The following is a 22,027-nucleotide window of genomic DNA, read 5'->3' as shown; positions in this document are numbered from 1 at the left end:
ACAGTTTTCTCACGATAACCACATAGCATCTTCCATTATAGCAAAGCTGTGTTTTTTAATCGTAGTGGTTCGTGAGCGTTTTGTGACAGTTGGCCGGTTTTCAGCCGATCGTGCCTGTTTCTGCAAGGACGCGAAGCTGTTTCACTTCATGAGGAGTCAGCTCCCTGGCTTCACCGGCGTTGAGGCCGTATGTCGTCAGGTTGGCGAATGATTCCCGGCGCAGTTTCACGACAGGGCAGCCGATTGCATCGAACATCCGGCGCACTTGCCTGTTCCGTCCTTCGGAAATCGTGATCTCGACAAGTGCTGTCTGCGCTTTCTTGTCCATCGAGCGGAGTTTGACATGTGCAGGTGCTGTCAGGCCGTCTTCGAGTTCGATGCCGCGTTCGAGCTTCTTCAGCGCTTCCCGCGTCGGAATCCCTTTCACTTTCGCGATGTATTGTTTTTTGATGCCGAATTTTGGGTGGGTCATCGTATAGGAGAAATCCCCGTCATTCGTCATGATGATGATGCCTGATGTATCATAATCGAGCCGTCCGACAGGGAATATCCGCTGTTCGACGAGGGGCATCAGGTCGAGTACCGTCTTGCGGCCTTTTTCGTCATGGACCGTCGAGATATAACCTCTTGGCTTGTACAGCAGATAGTAGACGAAAGTTTCCTTCGTAATCTGGATGCCTTCCACTTCGATCCGGTCCGACGCGGTCACTTTCGAACCGAGTTCCGTGACAACCTGTCCGTTCACTTTCACTTTACCGTCCGTGATCAGTCCTTCAGCCTTCCTCCGGGATGCAACCCCCGCACGTGCCAGCACTTTTTGCAGTCTTTCCATTTCCGTCACCTCATTCTTCAGTCTAAAAAATTATGTCACATTTCCATGCAAATGAAAAGAAGACCGACTGCAGCTGATCGAACAGCTGCCCGGTCAGCCGAGCTATTCCATCCTCTTCAACTTGACAGCTGCTGTGACCACCGGTTCCCGGTCAAGCATGACGATCCATTGTCCGGTGTCTCCGGTCTCCGTATCCGTCGGGAGCCGCATGACCGAGGACGTCTGTTTCCTCTCCTCTTTCGTCAGCAGCAGCTCGATCGGCTGCTTCAGTTCCGCTGTCACACCGGGCAGCACGGCGTAGCTCCCTTTTTTCGCGATTCTGACCACGTCATGCGTCCTGAACGCGGTGTCGGCGAGTGTTTTGTGTACATTCCAGTCATTGCCGTTGTTCAGCGTGACGACGATGACCCGCTTGCCGTTCTTTTCGAAATAGGTCGCGAGTGTCCGGCCGGCCGCCTTCGTGAAACCGGTTTTGCCTGCCACGGCATCCGTCTCGGCTGCGACAAGACGGTGCTTGTTCTGCCAGACGACGGATCCGCCCTGCCGGAAGGTATACTGTTCAGCCGACGCGATCTTGCGGAATTCCTTGTTCTTCATGCCGTAATAGAGCATCATGGCTGTGTCATAGGCGGAGGACAGATGCGTCTCATCATGCAGGCCGGACGGGTTGGTGAAATGGGTATTATCGAGCTGGTACAGTTCCGCCTGCTCGTTCATGAGCCGGACGAACCCTTCCACCGATCCGCCTGCGTGTTCGGCGAGCGCCACGGCTGCGTCATTGCCGGAACGGAGCATGAGGCCGTACAGCAGGTCCTCAGCCTTCACTTTGCTGCCGGGCTCCAAGTAGATGGAGGACCCTTCCGCGGATGCGGCAAGCGGGGTGATGACCGTCTCTTCTTCCGTCACACCCGATTCCAAGTACGTCAGTGCCGTCCACATTTTCGTCAGACTTGCGATGGGCAGCTGTTCGTGCGGGTTGAAGCCGTCGAGAAGCCGGCCGGTATCCGCGTCGATCACCGCCCATGATGAGTTACCTGCAGCCGCCGTCACCGGCTGTACTGCCATGCTGAACAGCAGAACAATGAGTGTCAGTCGCACTACCGCTTTCTTCAAGCATCGCTGCCTCCTTCTTCGTCTTGTGCTTCCAGCATATCCTGGAACTTCGTCAAGAAGAGATCCGTGTCTTCCTCCTCTTCGTTTTCGAGCAGTAATGGCGGCAGGTCCTCCAGCGAATTCAGTCCGAAACGGTCCAGGAAATACGGGGTCGTCGCATAGAGGATCGGACGGCCGCTCGCTTCCAGTCTGCCTTTTTCGGTGATGAACCCTTTCGATGCAAGTGTCTGGATCGCCCGCTCCGATTTCACCCCGCGGATTTCATCCACTTCCACCCGGGTCACCGGCTGTTTGTATGCGATGATCGCAAGCACTTCCAATGCGGCCTGTGTCATCAGCTTGGCCGGCGGATTCTCGAAAAGCCGTTTCATATCTTCCGCGAACTCGGCTTTTGTCACGAGCTGGAAGCCGCCGCCGTACTGGCGGAGGGTGATGCCGCTGTCTTCCCTGCTTTCATAGGCTGCCAGAAGGCCGTCGAGCGCTTCGGTCACTTCACCTTCCGTGCAGACCGACAGAGCCGCCAGCTGTTTGAGCGTCAGCCCTTCCTCTCCTGCTACGAACAAAAAACTTTCCAATACTGCTGCCAGCCGTTTGCTGTCATTCATCCTTCAGTTCCTCCAATAGCTAGCGAAATAAGCAGCCGGTCGAAGTTGCCTTGCTGGCGGACAACGACGTCCCGGCGTTTCATGAGTTCCAAAATCGACAGGAAAGTAACAACCAATCCGCCGGTATCCCCCTCTTCGAATAATTCGTCGAACACACAATGGCCGCCTTTCCGGACGATTACACCCATGATTTCATCCATCTTCTCCCCGACAGACCGTTCGTTGTTTGTTATACTGGCTGACAGAGGGGCCTTCAGCCGTCTTCTGTGCAGCATCTTCTGGAAGGCGCTGACCAGGTCGAAGACATCGAGTTCCTCAGCGGGATCCGCTTGCGGGATACTGCCGTAGTTTTCCATGTCGGACGGCTGTTTCGTGAAATGGACAGCACGTTCTTCTGCCGACTCCTTGAGCTGCACGGCTGCTTCTTTATATTGCTTGTATTCGAGGATGCGCGCGATGAGTTCCTCCCGGGGATCTTCTTCAGGCTCGAAATCCGTTCCGTCGTCGTCGAAGACATCGCCTTCGTGTACGGGAAGCAGCATCTTGCTCTTGATTTCGATCAGGGTGGCTGCGAGTACAAGGTATTCGCTGAGCTCATCGAGTTGGAGGACCCGCATCGTATGCAGGTGTTCTATGTATTGGTTCGTCAGCTCAGCCATCGGAATGTCATAGATATCGATCTCCAGCCGGTTGATGAGATGGAGCAGCAGATCGAGCGGACCTTCAAAAGCTTCCAGTTTTACATTGTATGACATCATTTCACCTTCTCTGCTTTTTGCAGACGGATTTTATTCATAAAGGAGAATTTCATGCACCCTTACCATCATCCGCTATTTGTTCAGTTTTTAGTCTATTTTAATACGAACGGGGATTATTTTGAAGGACACGAAGTGCTCGAGGACTATTGGAAGTCGGTCTCGGCCCATACGAAAATCCATCCGCTCACAGCGTTCATCCTCCTGACGACCGGCATGTATCATTGGCGGCGCGGAAACTTCGAAGGAAGTTCGAGGACACTGCATAAAGCGCAGCAGCGGTTCAGGGAGGCGATCCCGCTCTTTCCGGACTATGCGGAAGAGATCGATCTCGACGGACTTCTGCTCGACATGGATAATGCTGTCCGCACCATCCGGGACCGTCAGCCATTCAAGCCTTTTGCGATCAGGGGGCTTTCCCCGGACCTCGCCGGGAAGACGCAGGCTGCAGCCCTCACACTTCCCCTTCTGCCGGCCGGAAGCGACCCTGTCATCCATAAACATATGCTGCGGGACCGGACGGATATTCTAAGACTCCGGGACGAAAAGAAGAAGAGCGGACGCTAGCGTTCCGCTCTTGCTTCTTCCAGGATGCATCTGCTTACAAATGCGTCGGTGTATTCGTTACCGGACGCTGCTTTGTCCGGATACTCTTCTTGGAGTTTCGTAACGACTTCCCTGCCGATCCCTTCTCCGCGGAAAGACGGATTCAGGGACAGGTGGTGGACGGTCAGTGTATCTTCTGCAAGTTCAGCGCCGATGATGCCGATAAGGTCTTCCTGTTCTTTTACGACAAACAGTTCCCAGTTCTCTTCTGTCTCGTAGCGGGTGAGTATTTCCTGCAGCTGCTTGACGGAATAATCTCCTGGAATATAGGACAGGAAACCCATCGCTATTTTTTGGTATGTTTTTTTGTATCGTACAAGTTTCATGGGTACCCCTTCTCTTTTCCAACATTGCCTATTGCTGATTTTACCGGAAACGCCCTGTTTTTTCAACCTGCGTCTTCAGCGAGGGTCGATCACCGGCACAACAAAATACCAGTAAAGTGCGCCCCACGTGAGTGCCGCGACGATGATGATGGCGAATAATATCAAGTTCTTCTTCTTCATGACTGCTCTTTCCTCACCTTCTGCTGCAGGGAGAGATCCAGCCGGGTCATGTCTTCGTAGGTTTCGCGGCGGATGACCAGGCGGTGCTGTCCCTTTTCTGCAAATACGACTGCCGGGCGGGGCAGCCGGTTGTAATTGCCAGCCATTGAGTAAGTATAAGCACCTGTACAGAATACCGCGAGCAAATCGCCTTCCTGCATACGCGGAAGCCGGGCTGCCTGTATGAGCTTGTCGCCGGATTCACAGCATTTCCCCGCGATCGTCAGTTCCGTGTCATGCGGAGCATCCATCTTGCCGGCGGCTGCCGCTGTGTAATCCGCATCGTAGAGGGCCGGCCGAATATTATCCGACATCCCACCGTCGACTGCGAGGTAGGTCCGGATGCCGGGAACGGTTTTTTCACTGCCCGCCGTGTAGAGCGTCGTCCCTGCATCCCCGACGAGCGAACGGCCCGGTTCGATCCAGATTTCAGGCATCGGATAGTCCCACTCAGCGGACAGGGCGAGCACGGCTTCCGTCATGTTTTCGACGTAGACGGCCGGCTCGAGCGGTTTGTCCGCTTCCGTATAGCGGATCCCGAAGCCGCCTCCGAGGTTGAGCACCGAGCAGACGAACCCCTCTTCAGCCCGCCACTGTTCCATCTTTTTCATAAGGGCCTGCGCTGCAAGGGTGAATGCGTCCGTCTCGAATATCTGGGATCCGATGTGGCAGTGCAGCCCGAGCAGTTCGACGTAAGGCATGTCCAGGACGGTCCGGAACGCTTCGTCCGCCTGTCCATTTTTCAAGTCGAATCCGAATTTGGAGTCTTCCTGCCCCGTCGTTATGAAATCATGGGTATGGGCTTCGATACCCGGAGTGACCCGGAGCAGGATGCGCATCTGCTGCTTCCGGGATGCTGCCAGTTCACGGATCATCTCGAGTTCCAGGAAATTATCCGCAACGATGCAGCCGATCCGTTCATCGAACGCGTAATTCAGTTCCATGTAGCTTTTGTTATTGCCGTGGAAATGGATCCGTTCCCTCGGGAAATCCGCTTGGACGGCCGTGTGCAGTTCACCGCCCGAGACGACGTCGAGCGACAGGCCTTCTTCGGCCGCAAGCTCATAGATAGCGATGGAAGAGAACGCTTTGCTCGCATAAGCGACCTGGGCGCGGACCCCCATCCTGCTGAATGTTTCACGGAAGGCGGCTGCACGCTTCCTGATCAGTTCCGTATCGTAGACGATGAGCGGTGTCCCGTAAATATGCGCCAGATCGACAGAATCCACGCCTCCGATTTCAAGATGCCCCTTGCTGTTCACTGTTTGCGTTCCATATAGCTCCATCTTAATCCCCCACTCTCGATTATGCAGGCTGCCCTGCTTTCCCGTCTTTCAGGAAAAGCGTCATCTATGGACAAATCTAACATAACTCCAGGCGGCAGGCAATGGCTTACGGGAGCCGGCTGCGGTCCGGCGAGTGGGTGATATACGGTCTCGGCATATCCTCCGTCATCGGCAGTCTGAGGATGACCCGCATCATCGCTTTCGGGAAAAACGGCAGTGCCGGCCACAAATACGGGACGTTCAGCGGTTTCATTGAACTCAAATAATAGAACAGGACGGCAAGCATGACGAAGAATCCGGGTGCCCCTGCAATCGCTGTGGCGATGAGCAGGGCGATCCTGAACAATTTGGTCGTGATGCTCAGTTCATACGACGGGATGGCAAATGTCAGGATGGCGCTTACGGCGACGTAGAGGACGACTTCGCCGGTGAACAGCCCGACATCGATGGCCACTTGCCCGATCACGATAGCAGCGACAAGGCCCATCGCCGTCGTCATCGGTGTCGGCGTATGGATGGCCGCCATCCTCAATATCTCGATGCCGAGATCGGCCAGGAGCAGCTGGACGAACAGCGGGACGGCACCTGGATCGTCCGGTCCGATGTAGTGAAGGAATTGCGGAATGTACTGCGTTTTGGTCGCAAGCAAGTACCAGAACGGCAGCAGCAGGAGACTGAACAGCGCACCTGTCAGGCGGAGCCACCGGACGAATGTCCCGATGAAAGGGGCCTGACGGTATTCTTCTGCGTGCTGCAAATGGTCGAACAGCGTAGTCGGCACGAGGATAGCGGATGGAGAGGTGTCAACGATGAGCGCGATATGGCCTTCCAGCAAATGGGCTGCACAAATATCGGGGCGCTCTGTATACCGTACAAAAGGCATCGGATTAAACCGCTGCTTGAACAGGAATTCCTCCAGCGACTTGTCAGTCATCGTGAGCCCGTCCGTCTGGATTTCGTCCAGACGCTTGCGCAGGCCGTCGAGCATCTGTTCATTGGCCGCTCCCTGCATGTAGGCGATCGCCACGTCTGTTTTTCCGATAACGGACACTTTGTGCATTTCAAACCGGAGCTTTTCGGTGCGCAGCCTTCTGCGGATGAGTGTCGTGTTCTGCAGGATGTTCTCCGTGAACCCGTCACGCGAACCGCGGATCACTTTCTCATTGTCCGGCTCTTCCGGCTGCCGGCCCGGATAATTCCGTACATCGATCGTAATGGTGAACCCTTCCTCAGTAATGAAAGAGGCAAGACCGCTTAAGAGTGATGTCAGCAGATCATCGCGGCTGTTCGGCTGTTCGACGGAATGGTAGGGGAAGTAGGAGAGCAACTTCTCACCTGAATAGTGAGAAGTTGTGTCCCCCCTTTCCTCTTCCTGCATTTCAGTCAGCAGGGTGGTGATCGTCTGCCCGTCGACCAATCCGTTGATATAGAGCAGGAGAACCGGCTGCTCGTACAGATGCAGATCCCTGGCAACCGCATCGTACGTTTCGCCGGTACCGAACTTATCGACAAACCACGCTTCCGCTTCGCTTTTAGTGGCAAATAGTGGATTCATGTGCTAATCAGCCCTCGCTTTTTCTACCTTCTCTTCAGGTGTGGCGCCCATCCAGGTTTTCAGCTGGGCCAGTATCTTCTTCTCGAGCCGGGATACTTGCACCTGGGATATCCCGATCCGTTCCGCTATATCGCTTTGTGTGCAGTCCAGGTAGTACCGCATGTAGATGATCGTCTGATCCCGCTTGTTCAGCCGGGAGATCACGTCACGCAGCGGAATGTGATCGAACAGCCTTGCAGACCGGTCATCCCTCAGCTGATCCATGAGTGTCAGACTGTCCCCTTCGCTGTCGTACAGCTGTTCGTGAAGCGAAGCCGGGTCCCGCAGTGCATCCGATGCAAGGATGATGTCATCGACCGCTACATCGAGTTCAGCGGCAAGTTCCGTGATGGACGGTGACGTGCCGTACTTTTTTACGTAGCTGTCCGTCGCATGGCGGATCTTGAAACTCAGTTCACGGATCGACCGGCTCACTTTGACCATCCCATCATCCCGCAGGAAACGCTGGATTTCCCCGACGATCATTGGGACGGCATATGTCGAGAATTTGACTTCGTAGGACAGATCGAATTTGTCGATCGATTTCATAAGGCCGATGCAGCCGATCTGGAAGAGGTCCTCCAAGTCCGCTCCTCGCGAGGCGAACCGCTGGACGATCGACCAGACGAGACGCGTGTTGCCTTCAATCATCCGGCGGCGCGATTCCTTATCGCCTTCCTGGGACTGCTGAATCAGCATTCTCATTTCCTCTTGGGTTAGAAGTGCTTCCGTTTTGTCAACAGACATCTTCATCGGTCACCTCATTCTGCTTTTTTCCGTGACCGGAGAAAATGTTTTTTCGAAACGGACGACTGTCCCCTGGCCGATAGCGGACTCGACGGACAGGGAATCCGCGAAGCTTTCCATGATCGTGAAGCCCATCCCCGACCGCTCGAGCAGCGGTTTCGTCGTGAACATCGGCTCCATCGCCTGGTCCACGTCGAAGATCCCGTTGCCGTCATCCCGCACGGTCATCGTCACTTTGCTGTCTTCGATCTTGGCGTGGATGGTCACTTCCCGGCTGCCGTCACAATCGTAGCCGTGGATGATTGCATTCGTGACCGCTTCCGAGACGATCGTCTTGAACTCGGACAGTTCTTCGAGCGTCGGATCCAGCGGTGTGATGAAACATGTCATCGTCATCCTGGCGAGTGCTTCGTTCTCTTCATGTGCGGCAAATGACAATGTCATCTCATTGTTCATGGTAAACCCCTCCGATTTCCCCTATCGCGTTTTCTATGGTGCCGCGCCTGACGACCGATCCGAGACCTGAGAATTGGAATATCTTCTCCATCGTCGGCGATGGGTTCAAGATCAATGTCTCCCCCTGCTGCGGAGCGAGATCCCTCATTCTCCCGAGGACGAGCCCGATTCCTGAACTGTCCATGAAACTCAGATGAGTGAGATCCCAAATGATGGCATGTGCGGTGCCGCCGAAAATTTCCGAGGAAATTTGTGTCCGTATCCGGTTCGCTTCGTGATTCCCCAATTCCCCCTGCAGCGTAACGACGATGATTCCTTCTGGTGTAATTGACAATTGTGTCACATCTACCGCCTCCTTCCCGCCCTCTATTCAACGGGGTTCCTGCGGATTCCTCCTTCGTGACACAACTAGTCAAAACTAGTGTCAGGGCAGCAAAATGTGACAAACATCTCTCCGGTCAGTGTGGACAACTTCCAGCAGAATTAGACAGATACCGAATTAAAAAAAGCACCATTCACGCGTTAGCGTAAATGGTGCTTTTTGTTCAAACCGCTGTTCAATTGGTTCGGTCGATGACTTTGTAAATGAGCGGCGGACGTTTCTTCGGCTGCCGGGAAATGTGGATATGCTTGCATAGCATGCTTTCCGTTTTCTGGGTATCTTCTGAATTGGCATGAATGACCGCAATCGGTTCGCCGGCTTCGACGTAATCACCGATCTTTTTCTTCAGAACGATTCCGACGGCCAGGTCGATATCGTCTTCCTTCGTCGCACGCCCTGCCCCGAGGAGCATGGCAGCCACACCGATTTCGTCGGCTTCCATCTTGGAAACGTACCCGGTTGTTGTCGACTTCACTTCCCGGATGACAGGAGCCTTCGGCAGCAGTTCCGGATTTCTGACAATCTCCGGATTTCCGCCCTGTGCCTCGAGGAACTTGGCGAACAATTCGAGCGCCGCCCCGTTGTCGATCACTTCGCGGAGCAGGTGTCGTGCTTCCTTCGTATCATCCGTCTTTCCGCCGGCGATGAGCATCTTACTGCCGAGCACGAGACAGAGTTCCGTCAGATCTTCCGGCCCCCGGCCTTGCAGTGTCTCGATCGCCTCTTTCACTTCAAGCGCATTGCCGATCGCGAAACCGAGCGGCTGGCTCATATCCGAAATGACCGCAATCGTATGGCGGCCGACTTCGCTGCCGATGCCGACCATCGCTTCGGCAAGCACTTCAGCCTCTTCCGGCGTCTTCATGAATGCGCCGTCCCCTGTTTTCACATCTAGGACGATTGCATCGGCGCCTGCTGCAATCTTCTTACTCATGATCGAGCTCGCGATGAGCGGGATGCTGTCCACGGTCGCTGTGACGTCCCGCAATGCATACAGCTTCTTATCGGCTGGCGTCAGGTTGCCGCTCTGTCCGATAACAGCCAGTTTGAGGTCATTCACCTGGCGGACGAACTGCTCTTCCGTAATTTCGACGTGGAAACCTTCGATCGATTCCAGCTTATCGAGTGTGCCGCCCGTATGCCCGAGACCGCGTCCGCTCATTTTGGCGACAGGGACGCCGCATGCCGCGACGAGCGGAGCGAGGATGAGTGTCGTCGTATCCCCGACGCCTCCCGTTGAGTGTTTGTCCACTTTGATCCCCTCGATGGCGGACAGGTCGATCCGGTCGCCGGATTCGACCATGGCCATCGTGAGGGCGCCCTGCTCTTCGGATTCCATACCCGAGAAATAGGTCGCCATCAGGAAGGCGCTCGCCTGATAATCCTGGATGGACCCGTCCGTATAGCCGTCGACGAAGAAACGGATCTCCTCGTCCGTCAGCGTCTCGCCGTCTCTCTTTTTCTGGATAACATCGACCATCCGCATACCGATCACCTTGCCTTCTCCAATAATGCCGGCAGGAAACTTTCCCCGAATTCCGGTGCTTTCACGCGGAAGTTCTCAGCGACCGTCGCGCCGATATCCGCAAATGTCTTGCGCAGCGGCAGGGACCCGCCGCTTGTGAACCTCGGTGAATAGACGAGCAGCGGAACGAATTCACGTGTATGGTCCGTCCCTGGATGGATCGGATCATTGCCGTGATCCGCCGTGATGATCAGCAGATCATCGGGCTGCAGGCGGTCCAATATTTCCGGCATACGTGCATCGAATTCCTGCAGTGCATTGCCGTAGCCCTGCGGATCCCTACGATGGCCGAATAGCGCATCGAAGTCTACGAGATTCGTGAAACTGAGACCGGTGAAATCGGACTCCATCTCCTCAAGGAGCTTATCCACGCCGTCCATGTTGCTTTTCGTACGGACCGCTTTCGTCACTCCTTCGTTATTGAAGATGTCCGAGATTTTCCCGACAGCCACGACGTCGCGCCCGTCATCCTGGAGTGCATTCATGACGGTCGGTTCGAACGGTTTCAGCGCATAGTCATGCCGGTTCGACGTCCGGACGAAGCTGCCCGGCTCCCCGACGAACGGGCGTGCAATTACGCGGCCGACGAGAAACTCAGGCTGCAGCGTGAGCTCGCGGGCAATCTCGCAGATCCTGTACTGCTCCTCGATAGGGATGATGTCTTCGTGAGCCGCGATCTGCAGCACAGGGTCCGCTGACGTATAGACGATCAGCGCGCCAGTTTCCATATGTTCTTTCCCGTATTCTTCGATGACCGCTGTTCCGCTGGCCGGCATATTGCAGATGACTTTCCGGCCTGTCCGCTGTTCGAGCTCGTCGACCAGCTGCTGCGGGAACCCGTCCGGATACACTTTGAACGGCTTGTCGATATTAAGGCCCATGATTTCCCAATGCCCGGTCATCGTATCTTTTCCGACGGAGGCTTCCTGCATTTTGCCGTAGAAACCGATCGGCTCACCGGCTGCCGGCACGCCCGGGACTTCCTTAATGTTGGACAAGCCCATGCGTGCAAGGTTCGGGAGTTGCAGCCCGTTTTCCATATGCTCGCCGATATGGCCGAGAGTGTCCGCTCCTTCGTCGCCGAAGTCGGCGGCATCGGGTGCTTCACCGATCCCGACCGAGTCGAGTACGATCAGGTGAATTCGTTTGAATGGCTGTTTGCTCATGATTGTGACCTCCTGAATGATTGGTTACGCCCTCGGGTGATACTGGCTGTATACGTCCTTGAGGCGTGTCCTGCTGACGTGCGTGTAGATCTGTGTAGTGGAAATGTCCGCATGCCCGAGCATTTCCTGGACCGCGCGGAGATCGGCACCGTTCTCGACCAGATGGGTCGCGAACGAATGGCGCAGCATGTGCGGTGTCAGTTTCCGGCTAAGTCCGGCTTTTTCGGAGACGGCCTGCAGCAGGCTCCAAATGCTCTGCCGCGTCAGCCTTCCTCCGCGGCTGTTGACGAACAGGGCATCCGTGGCACTGCCGGATACGAACTCCGGACGGACACGCTCCAGATACTCTGTACACGCTTTCACGGCCGTGCTGCCGAGCGGGATGATCCGCTCTTTGCTGCCTTTGCCGAAAACACGGGCGAATCCCATCGTGACATTCAAGTCTTCCGTATCCATCCCTATCAGTTCACTTACCCGCATCCCCGTGCCGTATAACAATTCAAGAATAGCAGTATCCCGAATATTTTGCAGGGTGTCCGTCCCGGCTGCCATGATGACGCGGTCGATCTCCTTGACAGAAAGCACCCGGGGCAGTTTCTTTTCCAGTTTCGGCAGTTCGAGATGGACGGTCGGATCGGTTTTCAGCACCTGATCCCTCAGCAGGAACTGGTGGAACGAGCGGATTGACGAAATGTGGCGGGACAGTGTCCGAGCCGACTTCCCTTCCTCTTTCAGCGCGTGGAGATAATCGAGGATCCTCTGCTGATCGATCCGTTCCGGTTCCGTCTGCCGGCCTGCCAGCCAGCCGACATATGCCGTCAGATCTCGGCGGTACGAAACGACCGTGTTATCCGCGAGCTGCCGTTCCACTTTCAGATAGTGCAGATAGTCCTGCAATGCAAAGCGCAAGTCCGCCATTTCTGATCGGGCGTCCGGCTGAACACCGCCGGACGACCTCCCTCCTTTTTTTGAAAGGAACAATAAAAGAGGACAGCATGATGCCGCCCTCCCTCACTTTCCCTTTGTATCCCCCTCGGATTTGCATCGTCTGCAAATCCCATGGAAGGTGAGCCAATGATCTTTGACCGTGAATCCAAACCGCTTTTCAACGATCTTTTCCACATCTCCGAGGAGATCTTCCTGGATTTCATCGACCGTTCCGCACTCTATGCATATTAAATGGTGGTGGAAGCGTTCTGCCCCCTCCTGACGCAGATCATATCGCGCAACGCCGTCTCCAAAGTTGATTTTGTTGACTACTTTCAGTTCCGTTAACAATTCAAGCGTTCTGTAAACGGTAGCCAGACCGATCTCCGGGGCTTTTTCCTTCACGAGCAGGAAGACATCTTCTGCACTGAGATGGTCCGCTTCGTTTTCCAGAAGCACCATTACCGTGGCTTCTCGCTGAGGCGTCAATTTGTAACTGGCCCCATGCAGTTGTTTTTTAATGCGTTCGATTCGGCTTTCCATAGGACGCCCCCCTCAAGAATGATTCTATTATAGCAAAACGCTATTCGTGTTGACAATAGAAAGGGGGCTGTCCCGGAGGGGGCTCATCCGCCTACGAGCCGGAAGACAACCTTGTCGGCGAGGAATACGAGCAGTCCGGCTGCCGCCAGTATGAGCGGGAGCCGCAAAGAGGCCGTCTTCTGCTTCGGCTGCCTGACGAAGAACGGCGGCGCCAGCGTCCAGCAGCAGATGCAGACGAGGAATGTCGCCAGCAGCTGGAATGGGAACCACCAGCCGGCATAAGCGAGCATTTTCACGCCGTTTGCAAGAATATAAGCGGAAGAGAGGCCGAACAGCACACTTTTGAATGCCCCGATACTCATTACCAGCCATCTCGTCTTGCCGGACAGGGAGAGGCCGATGGCGAGGATATAGAATGACAGGACCGACAGCAGCTGGTAGAAGACCGGGGAACCGTCCGGTGCAGCAGCCCGCGGATCATACAAACGGACCAGTGCCGAGAAATCGGCTGACGGCAGGCTCCGGCAGAGCAGGACGCCGCCGAGATAGCCGACAGCCAATACGACAAACAGCTGGATGAACGACAAAGAACGTATCATGGACTTCCCGCCTTCACATAGTTTTTATAAGTCTATGCTTGTCCGGAGGGAAATAGTAGATCAGTTTGCGTACAGTTGTTTCGCGAACAGGACGGCGAATGCCGTTTTGGCATCATAGATCCTGCCGTCCTCCACCATGGCTTCCGCCTGCTTCAGTGTACATTCATAGACGTCGATGAACTCGTCCTCATCGCCTTCGGCAGGATTTTCCACCCGCTCCAGCTCCTCGGCCAGGTAGAGATGGATGACTTCGTCCGCAAAGCCGGGTGAAGTCGCGAATGATTGGATTAACCGGAGCCTGCCGGCACGATAGCCCGTCTCTTCCTCCAGTTCGCGTGCCGCTGTCCGCTCCGGATCTTCGCCCGGATCGATCTTGCCTGCCGGGATTTCGATGATCGTCCGCTCGAGCGCTTTCCGGAACTGTTCGACAAGCACCAGTTTTCCCTGATCTGTCAGCGCGATGACGGCGACGGCTCCCGGGTGTTTGATGAGTTCCCGGGAGGAGTGCTTGCCGTTCGGCAGTTCCACTTCGTCCACACGGAGCTCGATGATCCGCCCTTCGTAGATCGTCTTGCTCGAAGTCGTCTTCTCTTCAAATTTCGCCATAAGCTTCCCCGCTTTCTTTCTTGTTTGGACCAGTATACCATGAGACTTCAGGAGGTGTTTGCATGAAGAAAAGAGAAGTTGGCCGGAGCGGGCTCTTCGTTTCAGAACTGGGGCTCGGCTGCATGTCCCTTCCGGAAGATCAGGGACAGGCGGACCGGATCATCGCTTCTGCCATCGATGCAGGCGTCAACCTGCTCGACACCGCCGATCTGTACGGCGGCGGAACGAATGAGGAGCTGGTCGGCCGGGCACTGAAAGGACGCCGTCAAGAAGTCATCCTGGCGACGAAAGCCGGAAACCGGATGAATGCGGACGGCCGTACATGGTCCTGGGACCCTTCGAAGGAGCACATCATGGAAGCGGTGAAAGCGAGCCTGACACGTCTCGGCACCGACTACATCGACTTGTATCAGCTGCACGGCGGGACGATCGAAGATGATGCCGATGAGACGATCGAAGCGTTCGAACGCCTGAAAGAGGAAGGGGTCATCCGGCAGTATGGGATATCGTCGATCCGCCCTAACGTCATCGATCGCTTCCTTTCAGACAGCAGCGCGGTTTCCGTCATGATGCAGTATAGTATGCTCGACCGCCGTCCGGAAGAATGGTTCGATCTGATCACAGGTCACAGCGCATCTGTCATCGCACGCGGGCCGCTCGCGAAAGGGCTGCTGACGGCGGAAGGGCCGGAACGTGTGCGGACAGTCGATTCGTTTGCAGAGTATGGACAGCCTGAGCTGACAGATTTGATCCGCCATCTCGATCAGAAAAGTACCAGCCTGCACGCGGCAGCGATCCATTTCTGTCTGTCCTCGAACGCCGTCGCTTCAGTACTGACAGGAGCCCGGACCCTGGAACAGCTGGACGACTCCCTCCGCGCATATGAGACTGCAATCCCGCAGGAGGAACTGCAGCAGCTCACTGAACTGCTTGCTCGTCATTCGTACGCGGAACATCGGATATAATAGACGAAAAGAAAGAGAGCAGAGGATCTGGTTCATCCTCCGCTCTCTTTTTCATGCTTCCTGTTCAGTCAACACGACCGCTTTCTTGCGTTTCCGCTTCGGCAGCATATTGAAAATGATATTCAATGAAATGGCTGTTACGCTTCCTGCAACAATTCCGTTGCTCGTCAGAAGCTGGAGTCCTTGCGGCAGTTTCGCGAACAGCTCCGGAACGACAGAGACACCGAGGCCGATGCCGACGGAACATGCGATGATCATGGCGTTATCCTGTGAGCCGACAACGACCGTACTGAGCATTTTGATGCCCTGTGAAATGACCATGCCGAACATTGCCACCATTGCCCCGCCAAGGACCGCATTCGGAATGACAATAGCGAGTGCAGCGACTTTCGGCAGGAAACCGAGACTGATCAGCATGCCGGCCGTAATGACGAGCACTTTCCTGGATTTGACCCCGGACATCTGGACGAGTCCGACATTTTGAGAGAATGTCGTATAAGGGAAAGCATTGAAGATTCCGCCGATGACGGACGCCAGACCTTCTGACCGGTATCCTTTCGCCAAGTTCTTCTGCTCTATTTTCTCATCACAGATGTCGCCGAGCGCAAAGTAGACACCCGTCGACTCGACGAGCGACACCATCGCCACGATGGTCATCGTCAGGATCGGCTGCCAGTGGAACGACGGCATGGCGATGAAGAACGGCTTCGTCAGGTGGAAGTAAGATGCTTCCTGGATAGGGGTGAAGTCGACAACCCCCATGAAGATCGCTGCGACCGTCCCTGCCGCCATACCGATCAGGATGGCGATCGCCCGCAGGAACCCTGTCGAGAACCGATAGACGAGAACGATGAATGCAAGTGTACCGAATGACAGCAGGATATTATGCAGCGATCCGAAATCCGCTGCCCCCTGACCGCCACCCATATTGGTGATCGCGACGGGGATGAGGGTGATCCCGATGATCGTCACAACTGAACCGGTGACGACCGGCGGGAAGAACTTGACGAGCTTGCCGAAGAATCCGCTGATGATAACAATGATCACGCCGGACGCAATGACGGATCCGTAGATTGCGGAAAGGCCGAATGAGCTGCCAATCGCAATCATCGGACTGACCGCAGTGAACGTACAGCCGAGGACGACAGGCAGACCGATGCCGAAGTACTTGTTCGTCATGATCTGCAGCAGTGTCGCAATCCCGCACATCATAATATCGACCGAAACGAGATACGTCAGCTGAGTGGGAGTCAGGCCGATGGCACCGCCGACGATAAGCGGGACGAGTACCGCGCCTGCGTACATGGCGAGCAGATGCTGGATTCCGAGCAGTGTCGTCTTCATTGTCCGACCGCCTCCTTGAAGGTAACTTGTCCGTCTTCGAGCGATTCGACGATGGCGAGTGATTCCACGCGAAGCCCTTTTTCACGGAGCATGGCACCTCCCGGCTGAAAGCCTTTTTCGATGACGATACCGACGCCTGCAACGGAAGCTCCCGATTGTTCCGCGATTTCGAGAAGACCGAGCACAGCCTGTCCATTCGCCAGGAAGTCGTCGATGATGAGGAGGGTATCCCCTTCGCCGAGATGTGCCTGTGACACGGAAATCTCATTCGACTCCTGCTTCGTGTACGAGTAGACCGATGCACTGTACAGTTCACTGTTCTGCGTCAGCGATTTACGCTTGCGGGCGAAGACGACCGGAATGCCGAGCCGCAGCCCCGCCATGACGGACGGTGCGATACCAGAGGATTCGAGCGTGAGGATCTTCGTGAGGCCCGCGTCACCGAATTTCTCCGCGAACTCATCACCGATCGCCTGCATCAGTGCAGGGTCGATCTGGTGGTTCAAAAACGAATCGACTTTCAGTACATTCCCCGGGAGAACATTGCCCTCTTCTAAAATCTTATTCTTCAGCAATTCCATTCCATTTCCTCCTCAATGATAGGGCGGGCATGCAAAAAAGCCGCATAACCCGCGCATCCAATCATATCTATGAGTGGAGCAAGGATCATCACGGCTAAAAAGTCACCAGATAGAACGAAACAGGGACCTGCAGTCGTTCGGCAGGATGTTTCGCTTCCGTTGCTCTCATAGTCGGTTCGTTTACGGCAAACCGGTAGAAACTTGCGGGCCATATCCCCGCTATTATATGAGTGAATGTATTCGATTTTGACTTTAGTATAGCATGCGGCAACGGAATTACAAGCCTTCAGGGCGAATTAAAAAATGTAACCGTTTTCCTTCAGTGTGCATGGATGGCACTGTCCGGCGCATAAGGTGCCATGTCCGCGTCTGTCTCTTCCCCCGTGCATATCTGTGCGAGGAGCTTCCCGATGAACGGCCCTGCTGTCAGCCCCGAGGCGCCGAGCCCATTGATGATGTACATGCCGGGATGTTCCGGAACTTCCCCCGCCACCGGCAGGAAACCGGGTGTGAACGGCCGGACACCTGTCCTTGCTCCGACCCATTCGGCATGCCGGAGCCCTGGAGCGACGTCGAGCGCCTTGTCCAGCACTTCCCGGATTCCGCCTGCGCTCACTGAGGGATTGAAGACATCATCGTCCTCATGTGTCGCGCCTGCAGCGACCCGCCCATCATCGAATGACAGCAGATACTGGTCGCCTGGCGGAATGACGACCGGCCAATCTTTCGCCTGTTCCTCGTGGGGATCCAGATGGACGATCTGCGCTTTCTGTCCCCGAACGGCGAGCTCCAGTCCGAGACTTTCGAAATCGGGCGGCCAGGCTCCTGTCGCCCAGATCAGACGGTCTGCAGTATATAGCCGGCCATCTACCTGTATGCGCAAAGTTCCGCTTCCGTCGTTTTCGAGCTGAGCATTACCTGCAATAAATTCAGCTCCGTGATGCTCGGCTGCCCGTCTCAGTGCCTGCAGCAGCTTCCTCCCGTCGACCCGGGCGGCGCCTGATACATGCAATCCTGCGTAGCCGGCAGCAGCCGGCGGATAGAGCTTTGCAATCTGATACGTATCGACCTTTTCGATATCACCGATCTCAGGCGCTTCCTCCCTTCTTGCAAGCGCACGCTCATACGCCTTGTCCCGTTTGGCTTCGTCGCTGTACAGCTGGAGAGCACCGACTTTCCGGTACCCCGTTTCCTTCTCACCAAGCTGTTCAAGCTCGGCGATGAGCCCGCCGTAATGTCTCGCACCCAGGCGGACGAGCCGGTACCAGTCCTGATTCCGCCGCTGCGACAGCCAGGGGCAGATAATACCGGCTGCTGCATCCGTCGCCCGGCCCGTGTCGGCACGGTCGATCACTGTGACGGTGCATCCCCTCTTCGCCAGTTCATAAGCAGCGGAACAGCCGGCTATCCCCGCTCCTGCGATCACGATTTTCTGCATGCTGATTCACTCCTTTTTTTCATCACTTAGTGTACACTTGCTAAGAAGAATGCTCAAACCAAGCTCGTGAAAACGATTTCAAATCTGTAACAAAATTAAAATACGGACTATTCTTTCTTTTTGAATAAAAAGGCGTATAATGGCAGTATTCGATATATCGACAGCTATCACTTACAAAGGGGACATGAGAAATGACGACACCTGAGATCACTGTAACACGGACCGATTCCCGAAAAGTAAAACCGCTGGACGAAACGCTCCTATTCGGTCGGACATTCACGGACCATATGTTCATCGCTGATTATGTAAAGGGTGAAGGCTGGCAGAATCACCGGATTGTGCCCTATGCACCTATTTCGCTTGATCCCGCTGCAATCGTCTTCCATTATGGCCAGACCGTTTTTGAAGGCATGAAAGCTTACCGGGCAGAAGATGAGTCCATCCGGCTGTTCCGTCCCCAGGAGAATTTCAAAAGGCTTAATCGGTCCCTCGACCGCCTATGCATGCCGGAAGTCAATGAAGAACGGGCGCTCTCAGGTCTGCTGGAACTGCTGAAAGTGGAAGAGGAATGGGTCCCCCGCCTGAAAGGCACTTCGCTGTACATCCGGCCGTTCGTCATTGCGACGGAAGCGTTCCTCGGAGTGGCGCCTGCTGCGACCTATCAGTTCTACATCATCCTGTCACCGGTCGGTTCGTATTATGAAGAAGGGATCCACCCGGTGAAGATCCTCGTGGAGAACGAATTCGTGCGTGCCGTCAAAGGAGGGACCGGCGGAGCGAAGACAGCCGGCAACTACGCATCTGCACTGAAAGCGCAGGAGACGGCAAGTGCTAAAGGGTATTCCCAAGTCATGTGGCTCGACGGAGTGGAGCACAAATATGTCGAGGAAGTCGGCAGCATGAATATCTTCTTCAAGATCGACGGGGAGATCATCACACCGGCCATCAACGGCAGTATTCTCGAAGGGATCACCCGCAAATCGATCATCGAACTTCTTGCGCATTGGGGGACGCCTGTGACGGAGCGGCAGATTTCGATGGAGGAAGTGGCGGAGAGTTTCGCTGCAGGTAAACTCGAGGAAGTGTTCGGTACAGGAACGGCAGCTGTCATTTCCCCGGTTGGCGAGCTGAACTGGAACGGGACGATCATGGAAGTCAACGGCGGCAAGACCGGACCGCTGTCGGAGAAGCTGTATGACACACTTACCCGCATCCAGATGGGGGTTGTCGAAGACCCGCTCGGCTGGGTGACGAACCTGTCTGCACCGTTAGAAAAAATCGGATGACAAAATGCCCGGACCCCCATTTGAGGGGCCGGGCATTTTTGTCGTTTCAGTGTGCGTCCGGGAAGATCCGTTTCAGCGCATCGCCGATTTCATCGAACAAGCCCTGCGCAGGTTCCCCGCCCTGCAGTTTCGCATGGTAGTCGTCAATCTGCTTAGCAAAGTCAGGGTTTGTCGACACGTACACTTTGTCAGTATCGCCCGTTGCCTCTTTCGCTTTGTCGGCAATCTTTTCATCGATATCTTGCGATGAAGCTGTACCTTCCTTCAAAGTTGCACCTACATACACACTGTCATTCATCTTCAGGACACTGGCGTGGTCGACCCCGTCGACCGTTTTCACCGCGTCGGCAACCTTGTCGGCATTTTCCACCCGGTTTCCGTCATTCCCGGCTTCCGTACCTGCCCCTTCAGTCGTTCCTGCCGTCCCGCCATCGTCCATACCGCCTGTCCCATTATTGCCGTCTGTCGTACCGTTCTCTGTCGTTCCGTTGTCGGCAGTGCCGTTTTCTGTCGTCGCATTGTTCGTCGTCTGGCCGGCATTATTGTTGTCTTTCTTGCCGCAGGCTGCGAGCGAAGCGATGAGCAGGGCGGCAGCCAGAAACATCCAAATTCTCTTCATTGTTTTCTCTCCTCCATCCTGTTTACTGAACAGTATGGGCAGGAGGCGAAGGAATTATGTATCGGTTTCACAAATTCAGTTCGGTCACCCGGATTGTTCGGCGCTCAACTTCCGGCCAATCGATTTCGCAACCGATTCCCGGTCCTTCCGGCACAGTGATCTCCCCATGATCTACCGTCACTTCGGGAATGATGATGTCATGGTGCCAATAGTTCGACGATCCGGCAGTGTCCCCCGGCAGCGTGAAATTCGGCAGGGAGGTGAGTGCGATGTTATGGGCGCGGCCGACGCCTGCTTCAAGCATGCCTCCGCACCAGACGGGGATCCGCGCCGCCTGACAGACGTCATGGATCTCTCTCGCTTCCGTCAGTCCGCCCACCCGGCCGATTTTAATATTGACGACCCGGCAGCTGCCGAGTCCGATCGCTTTCCTCGCGTCATCGGCGGATAAAATGCTTTCATCGAGACAGATGGGTGTATCCAATTCCTTTTGCAAAACCGCGTGGTCGACGATATCATCCGCTCCAAGCGGCTGTTCGATCATCAGGAGGCTGAAACGGTCGAATTCCTTCAAAAGATCCAGATCGTCCAGGGAGTAGGCCGAGTTGGCATCCGCCATGAGCGGAATATCGGGGAATGCTTCGCGGATTTCTGCCAGCAGTCCGATATCCCTGCCCGGCTTCACTTTCACTTTGATGCGCTCGTATCCGGCGGCTAGACTGGCGGCTATCCGTTCGTTAAGTTCTGACGCAGTCGGCTGGAGGCCGATACTGATCCCTGTGCCGATCTTTTTTTTCGTCCCGCCGAGTGCAGCTGACAGGGACACATCTTCACGTTTCGCATAGCAGTCCCAGACAGCGCATTCGATAGCGGCTTTTGCCATATTGTTCTTCCGGATCGGCATGAAAAGATCACGGATTTCGTCAGGATGGGAAATCCTTTTTCCTTTGAGCAGGGGAATGAGGAAATCGCGCATGACGTGGATCGAGGTCTGCGTCGTTTCTTCCGTATAGAAAGGGGCAGGAAAGGCGACCCCTTCCCCGTACCCCCGGTTCCCGTGTTCATCGGTCACTTCCACGATTGTGAAGTGTCTCGCCTGCATGGATCCGAAACTCGTCGCGAATGGCTGTTTCATCGTCATTTCAAGCTCCCGGATCGTGACATTTCGAATTTCCATCAGCTCGTTCATCTCCTTTGAAAAACACCGCACTTCTAAAAAGCAGTGCGGTGTCCGTCCATCTTATTTGCCGGCCGGCCAGTCATACTCATCGAGCAGTTCCCCGAAGCTTTTGTTCGCTTCGCGTTCTTTCTGCTCGCGGACCGCCTGCTGCCTGCGCTGTTCTTCCGCCTGGGCCGCTTCTTCGGACAGTTCCGATTTAGCTGCTTTCAGCTTGGCGAGGACACTGTCGCCGAGTGCGTCGGCGAGCGTCATCGCGCCGTCATCTTTCTTGCTACCTGTCTCGCGCGGCTGCTGTTTCTTCTTCGCCATGTCCATCTCTCCTTCTTC

26 protein-coding genes and 1 riboswitch are annotated in these 22,027 nt (G+C 55.2%); of the genes, 3 read left to right on the top strand and 23 right to left on the bottom strand.

Features of this window, described 5'->3' with window-relative positions; all coding sequences use genetic code 11:
- Positions 1-100 precede the first annotated feature (100 nt).
- From NFU03_RS02040 to NFU03_RS02025, 4 genes are all read right to left on the bottom strand, one after another.
- Positions 101-832 carry a pseudouridine synthase gene (locus NFU03_RS02040; RefSeq protein ID WP_251635677.1) on the bottom strand — a complete coding sequence of 244 codons (732 nt, stop codon included), beginning with the start codon at positions 830-832 and terminating at the stop codon, positions 101-103.
- Positions 833-934: 102 nt separating this feature from the next.
- The gene (locus NFU03_RS02035; protein WP_251635675.1) at positions 935-1,945 is read right to left on the bottom strand and encodes a D-alanyl-D-alanine carboxypeptidase family protein; all 1,011 of its coding nucleotides are present in this window, start codon (positions 1,943-1,945) and stop codon (positions 935-937) included.
- Positions 1,942-2,550, bottom strand: coding sequence for an SMC-Scp complex subunit ScpB (gene scpB / locus NFU03_RS02030; RefSeq protein ID WP_251635673.1), 609 nt, complete (start codon positions 2,548-2,550; stop codon positions 1,942-1,944). Before scpB ends, NFU03_RS02035 begins: the two co-directional genes overlap by 4 nt.
- Positions 2,547-3,305: a segregation/condensation protein A gene (locus NFU03_RS02025; protein WP_285835402.1), complete on the bottom strand. Its 759-nt coding sequence runs from the start codon at positions 3,303-3,305 to the stop codon at positions 2,547-2,549. Before NFU03_RS02025 ends, scpB begins: the two co-directional genes overlap by 4 nt.
- Positions 3,306-3,359: 54 nt before the next feature.
- Here NFU03_RS02025 and NFU03_RS02020 point away from each other — a divergent pair, with 54 nt between their 5' ends.
- Positions 3,360-3,872 carry a DUF309 domain-containing protein gene (locus NFU03_RS02020; protein ID WP_251635669.1) on the top strand — a complete coding sequence of 171 codons (513 nt, stop codon included), beginning with the start codon at positions 3,360-3,362 and terminating at the stop codon, positions 3,870-3,872.
- Here NFU03_RS02020 and NFU03_RS02015 read toward each other — a convergent pair.
- From NFU03_RS02015 to NFU03_RS01955, 13 genes are all read right to left on the bottom strand, one after another.
- Positions 3,869-4,237 (bottom strand): GNAT family N-acetyltransferase, encoded by a 369-nt coding sequence (locus tag NFU03_RS02015; protein ID WP_251635667.1) that lies wholly within the window; start codon positions 4,235-4,237, stop codon positions 3,869-3,871. The two genes, NFU03_RS02020 and NFU03_RS02015, sit on opposite strands and share 4 nt — an antisense overlap.
- 75 nt (positions 4,238-4,312) lie before the next feature.
- Entirely contained in the window at positions 4,313-4,417 is a 105-nt protein-coding gene (locus NFU03_RS02010; RefSeq protein WP_251635665.1) for a YdgA family protein, read from the bottom strand.
- Positions 4,414-5,742 carry a diaminopimelate decarboxylase gene (gene lysA / locus NFU03_RS02005; RefSeq protein ID WP_251635663.1) on the bottom strand — a complete coding sequence of 443 codons (1,329 nt, stop codon included), beginning with the start codon at positions 5,740-5,742 and terminating at the stop codon, positions 4,414-4,416. Before lysA ends, NFU03_RS02010 begins: the two co-directional genes overlap by 4 nt.
- A gap of 106 nt (positions 5,743-5,848) precedes the next feature.
- Positions 5,849-7,297, bottom strand: a complete 1,449-nt coding sequence (locus tag NFU03_RS02000; RefSeq protein WP_251635661.1) for a spore germination protein — start codon at positions 7,295-7,297, stop codon at positions 5,849-5,851.
- A gap of 3 nt (positions 7,298-7,300) precedes the next feature.
- Positions 7,301-8,089 (bottom strand): SigF/SigG family RNA polymerase sporulation sigma factor, encoded by a 789-nt coding sequence (locus tag NFU03_RS01995; protein WP_285835401.1) that lies wholly within the window; start codon positions 8,087-8,089, stop codon positions 7,301-7,303.
- Between the two features lie 3 nt (positions 8,090-8,092).
- Positions 8,093-8,539 carry an anti-sigma F factor gene (spoIIAB, locus tag NFU03_RS01990; RefSeq protein WP_251635658.1) on the bottom strand — a complete coding sequence of 149 codons (447 nt, stop codon included), beginning with the start codon at positions 8,537-8,539 and terminating at the stop codon, positions 8,093-8,095.
- Positions 8,529-8,882, bottom strand: a complete 354-nt coding sequence (locus tag NFU03_RS01985) for an anti-sigma factor antagonist (protein ID WP_251635657.1) — start codon at positions 8,880-8,882, stop codon at positions 8,529-8,531. The genes spoIIAB and NFU03_RS01985 overlap by 11 nt, the downstream gene beginning before the upstream one ends.
- Before the next feature lie 214 nt (positions 8,883-9,096).
- On the bottom strand, positions 9,097-10,407 hold the full coding sequence (locus NFU03_RS01980) for a pyrimidine-nucleoside phosphorylase (protein WP_251636209.1): 1,311 nt from the start codon (positions 10,405-10,407) through the stop codon (positions 9,097-9,099).
- 5 nt (positions 10,408-10,412) lie between these two features.
- Positions 10,413-11,612, bottom strand: a complete 1,200-nt coding sequence (gene deoB, locus NFU03_RS01975) for a phosphopentomutase (protein WP_251635656.1) — start codon at positions 11,610-11,612, stop codon at positions 10,413-10,415.
- A 24-nt stretch (positions 11,613-11,636) separates the two neighbouring features.
- On the bottom strand, positions 11,637-12,530 hold the full coding sequence (xerD, locus tag NFU03_RS01970) for a site-specific tyrosine recombinase XerD (protein WP_251635655.1): 894 nt from the start codon (positions 12,528-12,530) through the stop codon (positions 11,637-11,639).
- Positions 12,531-12,623: 93 nt separating this feature from the next.
- Entirely contained in the window at positions 12,624-13,082 is a 459-nt protein-coding gene (fur, locus tag NFU03_RS01965; RefSeq protein WP_251635654.1) for a ferric iron uptake transcriptional regulator, read from the bottom strand.
- Between the two features lie 83 nt (positions 13,083-13,165).
- Positions 13,166-13,681: a hypothetical protein gene (locus tag NFU03_RS01960; protein ID WP_251635653.1), complete on the bottom strand. Its 516-nt coding sequence runs from the start codon at positions 13,679-13,681 to the stop codon at positions 13,166-13,168.
- Between the two features lie 60 nt (positions 13,682-13,741).
- Complete coding sequence (locus NFU03_RS01955) at positions 13,742-14,287, bottom strand: NUDIX domain-containing protein (RefSeq protein ID WP_251635652.1); 546 nt, start codon at positions 14,285-14,287, stop codon at positions 13,742-13,744.
- A gap of 62 nt (positions 14,288-14,349) precedes the next feature.
- Between NFU03_RS01955 and NFU03_RS01950 the strand changes: the two genes are divergently transcribed.
- Positions 14,350-15,252 carry an aldo/keto reductase gene (locus tag NFU03_RS01950; protein WP_251635650.1) on the top strand — a complete coding sequence of 301 codons (903 nt, stop codon included), beginning with the start codon at positions 14,350-14,352 and terminating at the stop codon, positions 15,250-15,252.
- Positions 15,253-15,303: 51 nt separating this feature from the next.
- Here NFU03_RS01950 and NFU03_RS01945 read toward each other — a convergent pair whose 3' ends face one another.
- From NFU03_RS01945 to NFU03_RS01935, 3 genes are all read right to left on the bottom strand, one after another.
- Complete coding sequence (locus NFU03_RS01945) at positions 15,304-16,596, bottom strand: nucleobase:cation symporter-2 family protein (RefSeq protein ID WP_251635649.1); 1,293 nt, start codon at positions 16,594-16,596, stop codon at positions 15,304-15,306.
- Positions 16,593-17,177: a xanthine phosphoribosyltransferase gene (locus NFU03_RS01940; protein WP_251635648.1), complete on the bottom strand. Its 585-nt coding sequence runs from the start codon at positions 17,175-17,177 to the stop codon at positions 16,593-16,595. Before NFU03_RS01940 ends, NFU03_RS01945 begins: the two co-directional genes overlap by 4 nt.
- Before the next feature lie 148 nt (positions 17,178-17,325).
- A riboswitch (purine riboswitch) is annotated at positions 17,326-17,427 on the bottom strand.
- A 69-nt stretch (positions 17,428-17,496) separates the two neighbouring features.
- A complete protein-coding gene (locus NFU03_RS01935) occupies positions 17,497-18,615 on the bottom strand; it encodes an NAD(P)/FAD-dependent oxidoreductase (RefSeq protein WP_251635647.1) in 1,119 nt (372 codons plus the stop codon).
- Positions 18,616-18,806: 191 nt separating this feature from the next.
- On the opposite strand from NFU03_RS01935, the gene NFU03_RS01930 reads away from it, so the two are divergent.
- Entirely contained in the window at positions 18,807-19,901 is a 1,095-nt protein-coding gene (locus NFU03_RS01930; protein WP_251635646.1) for a branched-chain amino acid aminotransferase, read from the top strand.
- Positions 19,902-19,947: 46 nt separating this feature from the next.
- Here the strand turns inward: NFU03_RS01930 and NFU03_RS01925 are convergent, their stop codons facing one another.
- The 3 genes from NFU03_RS01925 to NFU03_RS01915 all read right to left on the bottom strand — a co-directional run bounded on the left by NFU03_RS01925 (position 19,948) and on the right by NFU03_RS01915 (position 22,009).
- The gene (locus tag NFU03_RS01925) at positions 19,948-20,520 is read right to left on the bottom strand and encodes a YhcN/YlaJ family sporulation lipoprotein (RefSeq protein WP_251635645.1); all 573 of its coding nucleotides are present in this window, start codon (positions 20,518-20,520) and stop codon (positions 19,948-19,950) included.
- Positions 20,521-20,587: 67 nt separating this feature from the next.
- Complete coding sequence (gene menC, locus NFU03_RS01920; protein WP_251635644.1) at positions 20,588-21,697, bottom strand: o-succinylbenzoate synthase; 1,110 nt, start codon at positions 21,695-21,697, stop codon at positions 20,588-20,590.
- A gap of 63 nt (positions 21,698-21,760) precedes the next feature.
- Positions 21,761-22,009 (bottom strand): YqkE family protein, encoded by a 249-nt coding sequence (locus NFU03_RS01915; RefSeq protein WP_251635643.1) that lies wholly within the window; start codon positions 22,007-22,009, stop codon positions 21,761-21,763.
- Between the last annotated feature and the right edge of the window lie 18 nt (positions 22,010-22,027).

The organism is Sporosarcina sp. NCCP-2716 (assembly GCF_023707985.1).
Lineage (GTDB): Bacteria > Bacillota > Bacilli > Bacillales_A > Planococcaceae > Sporosarcina.
This window is presented reverse-complemented; position numbering and strand designations above follow the sequence as displayed.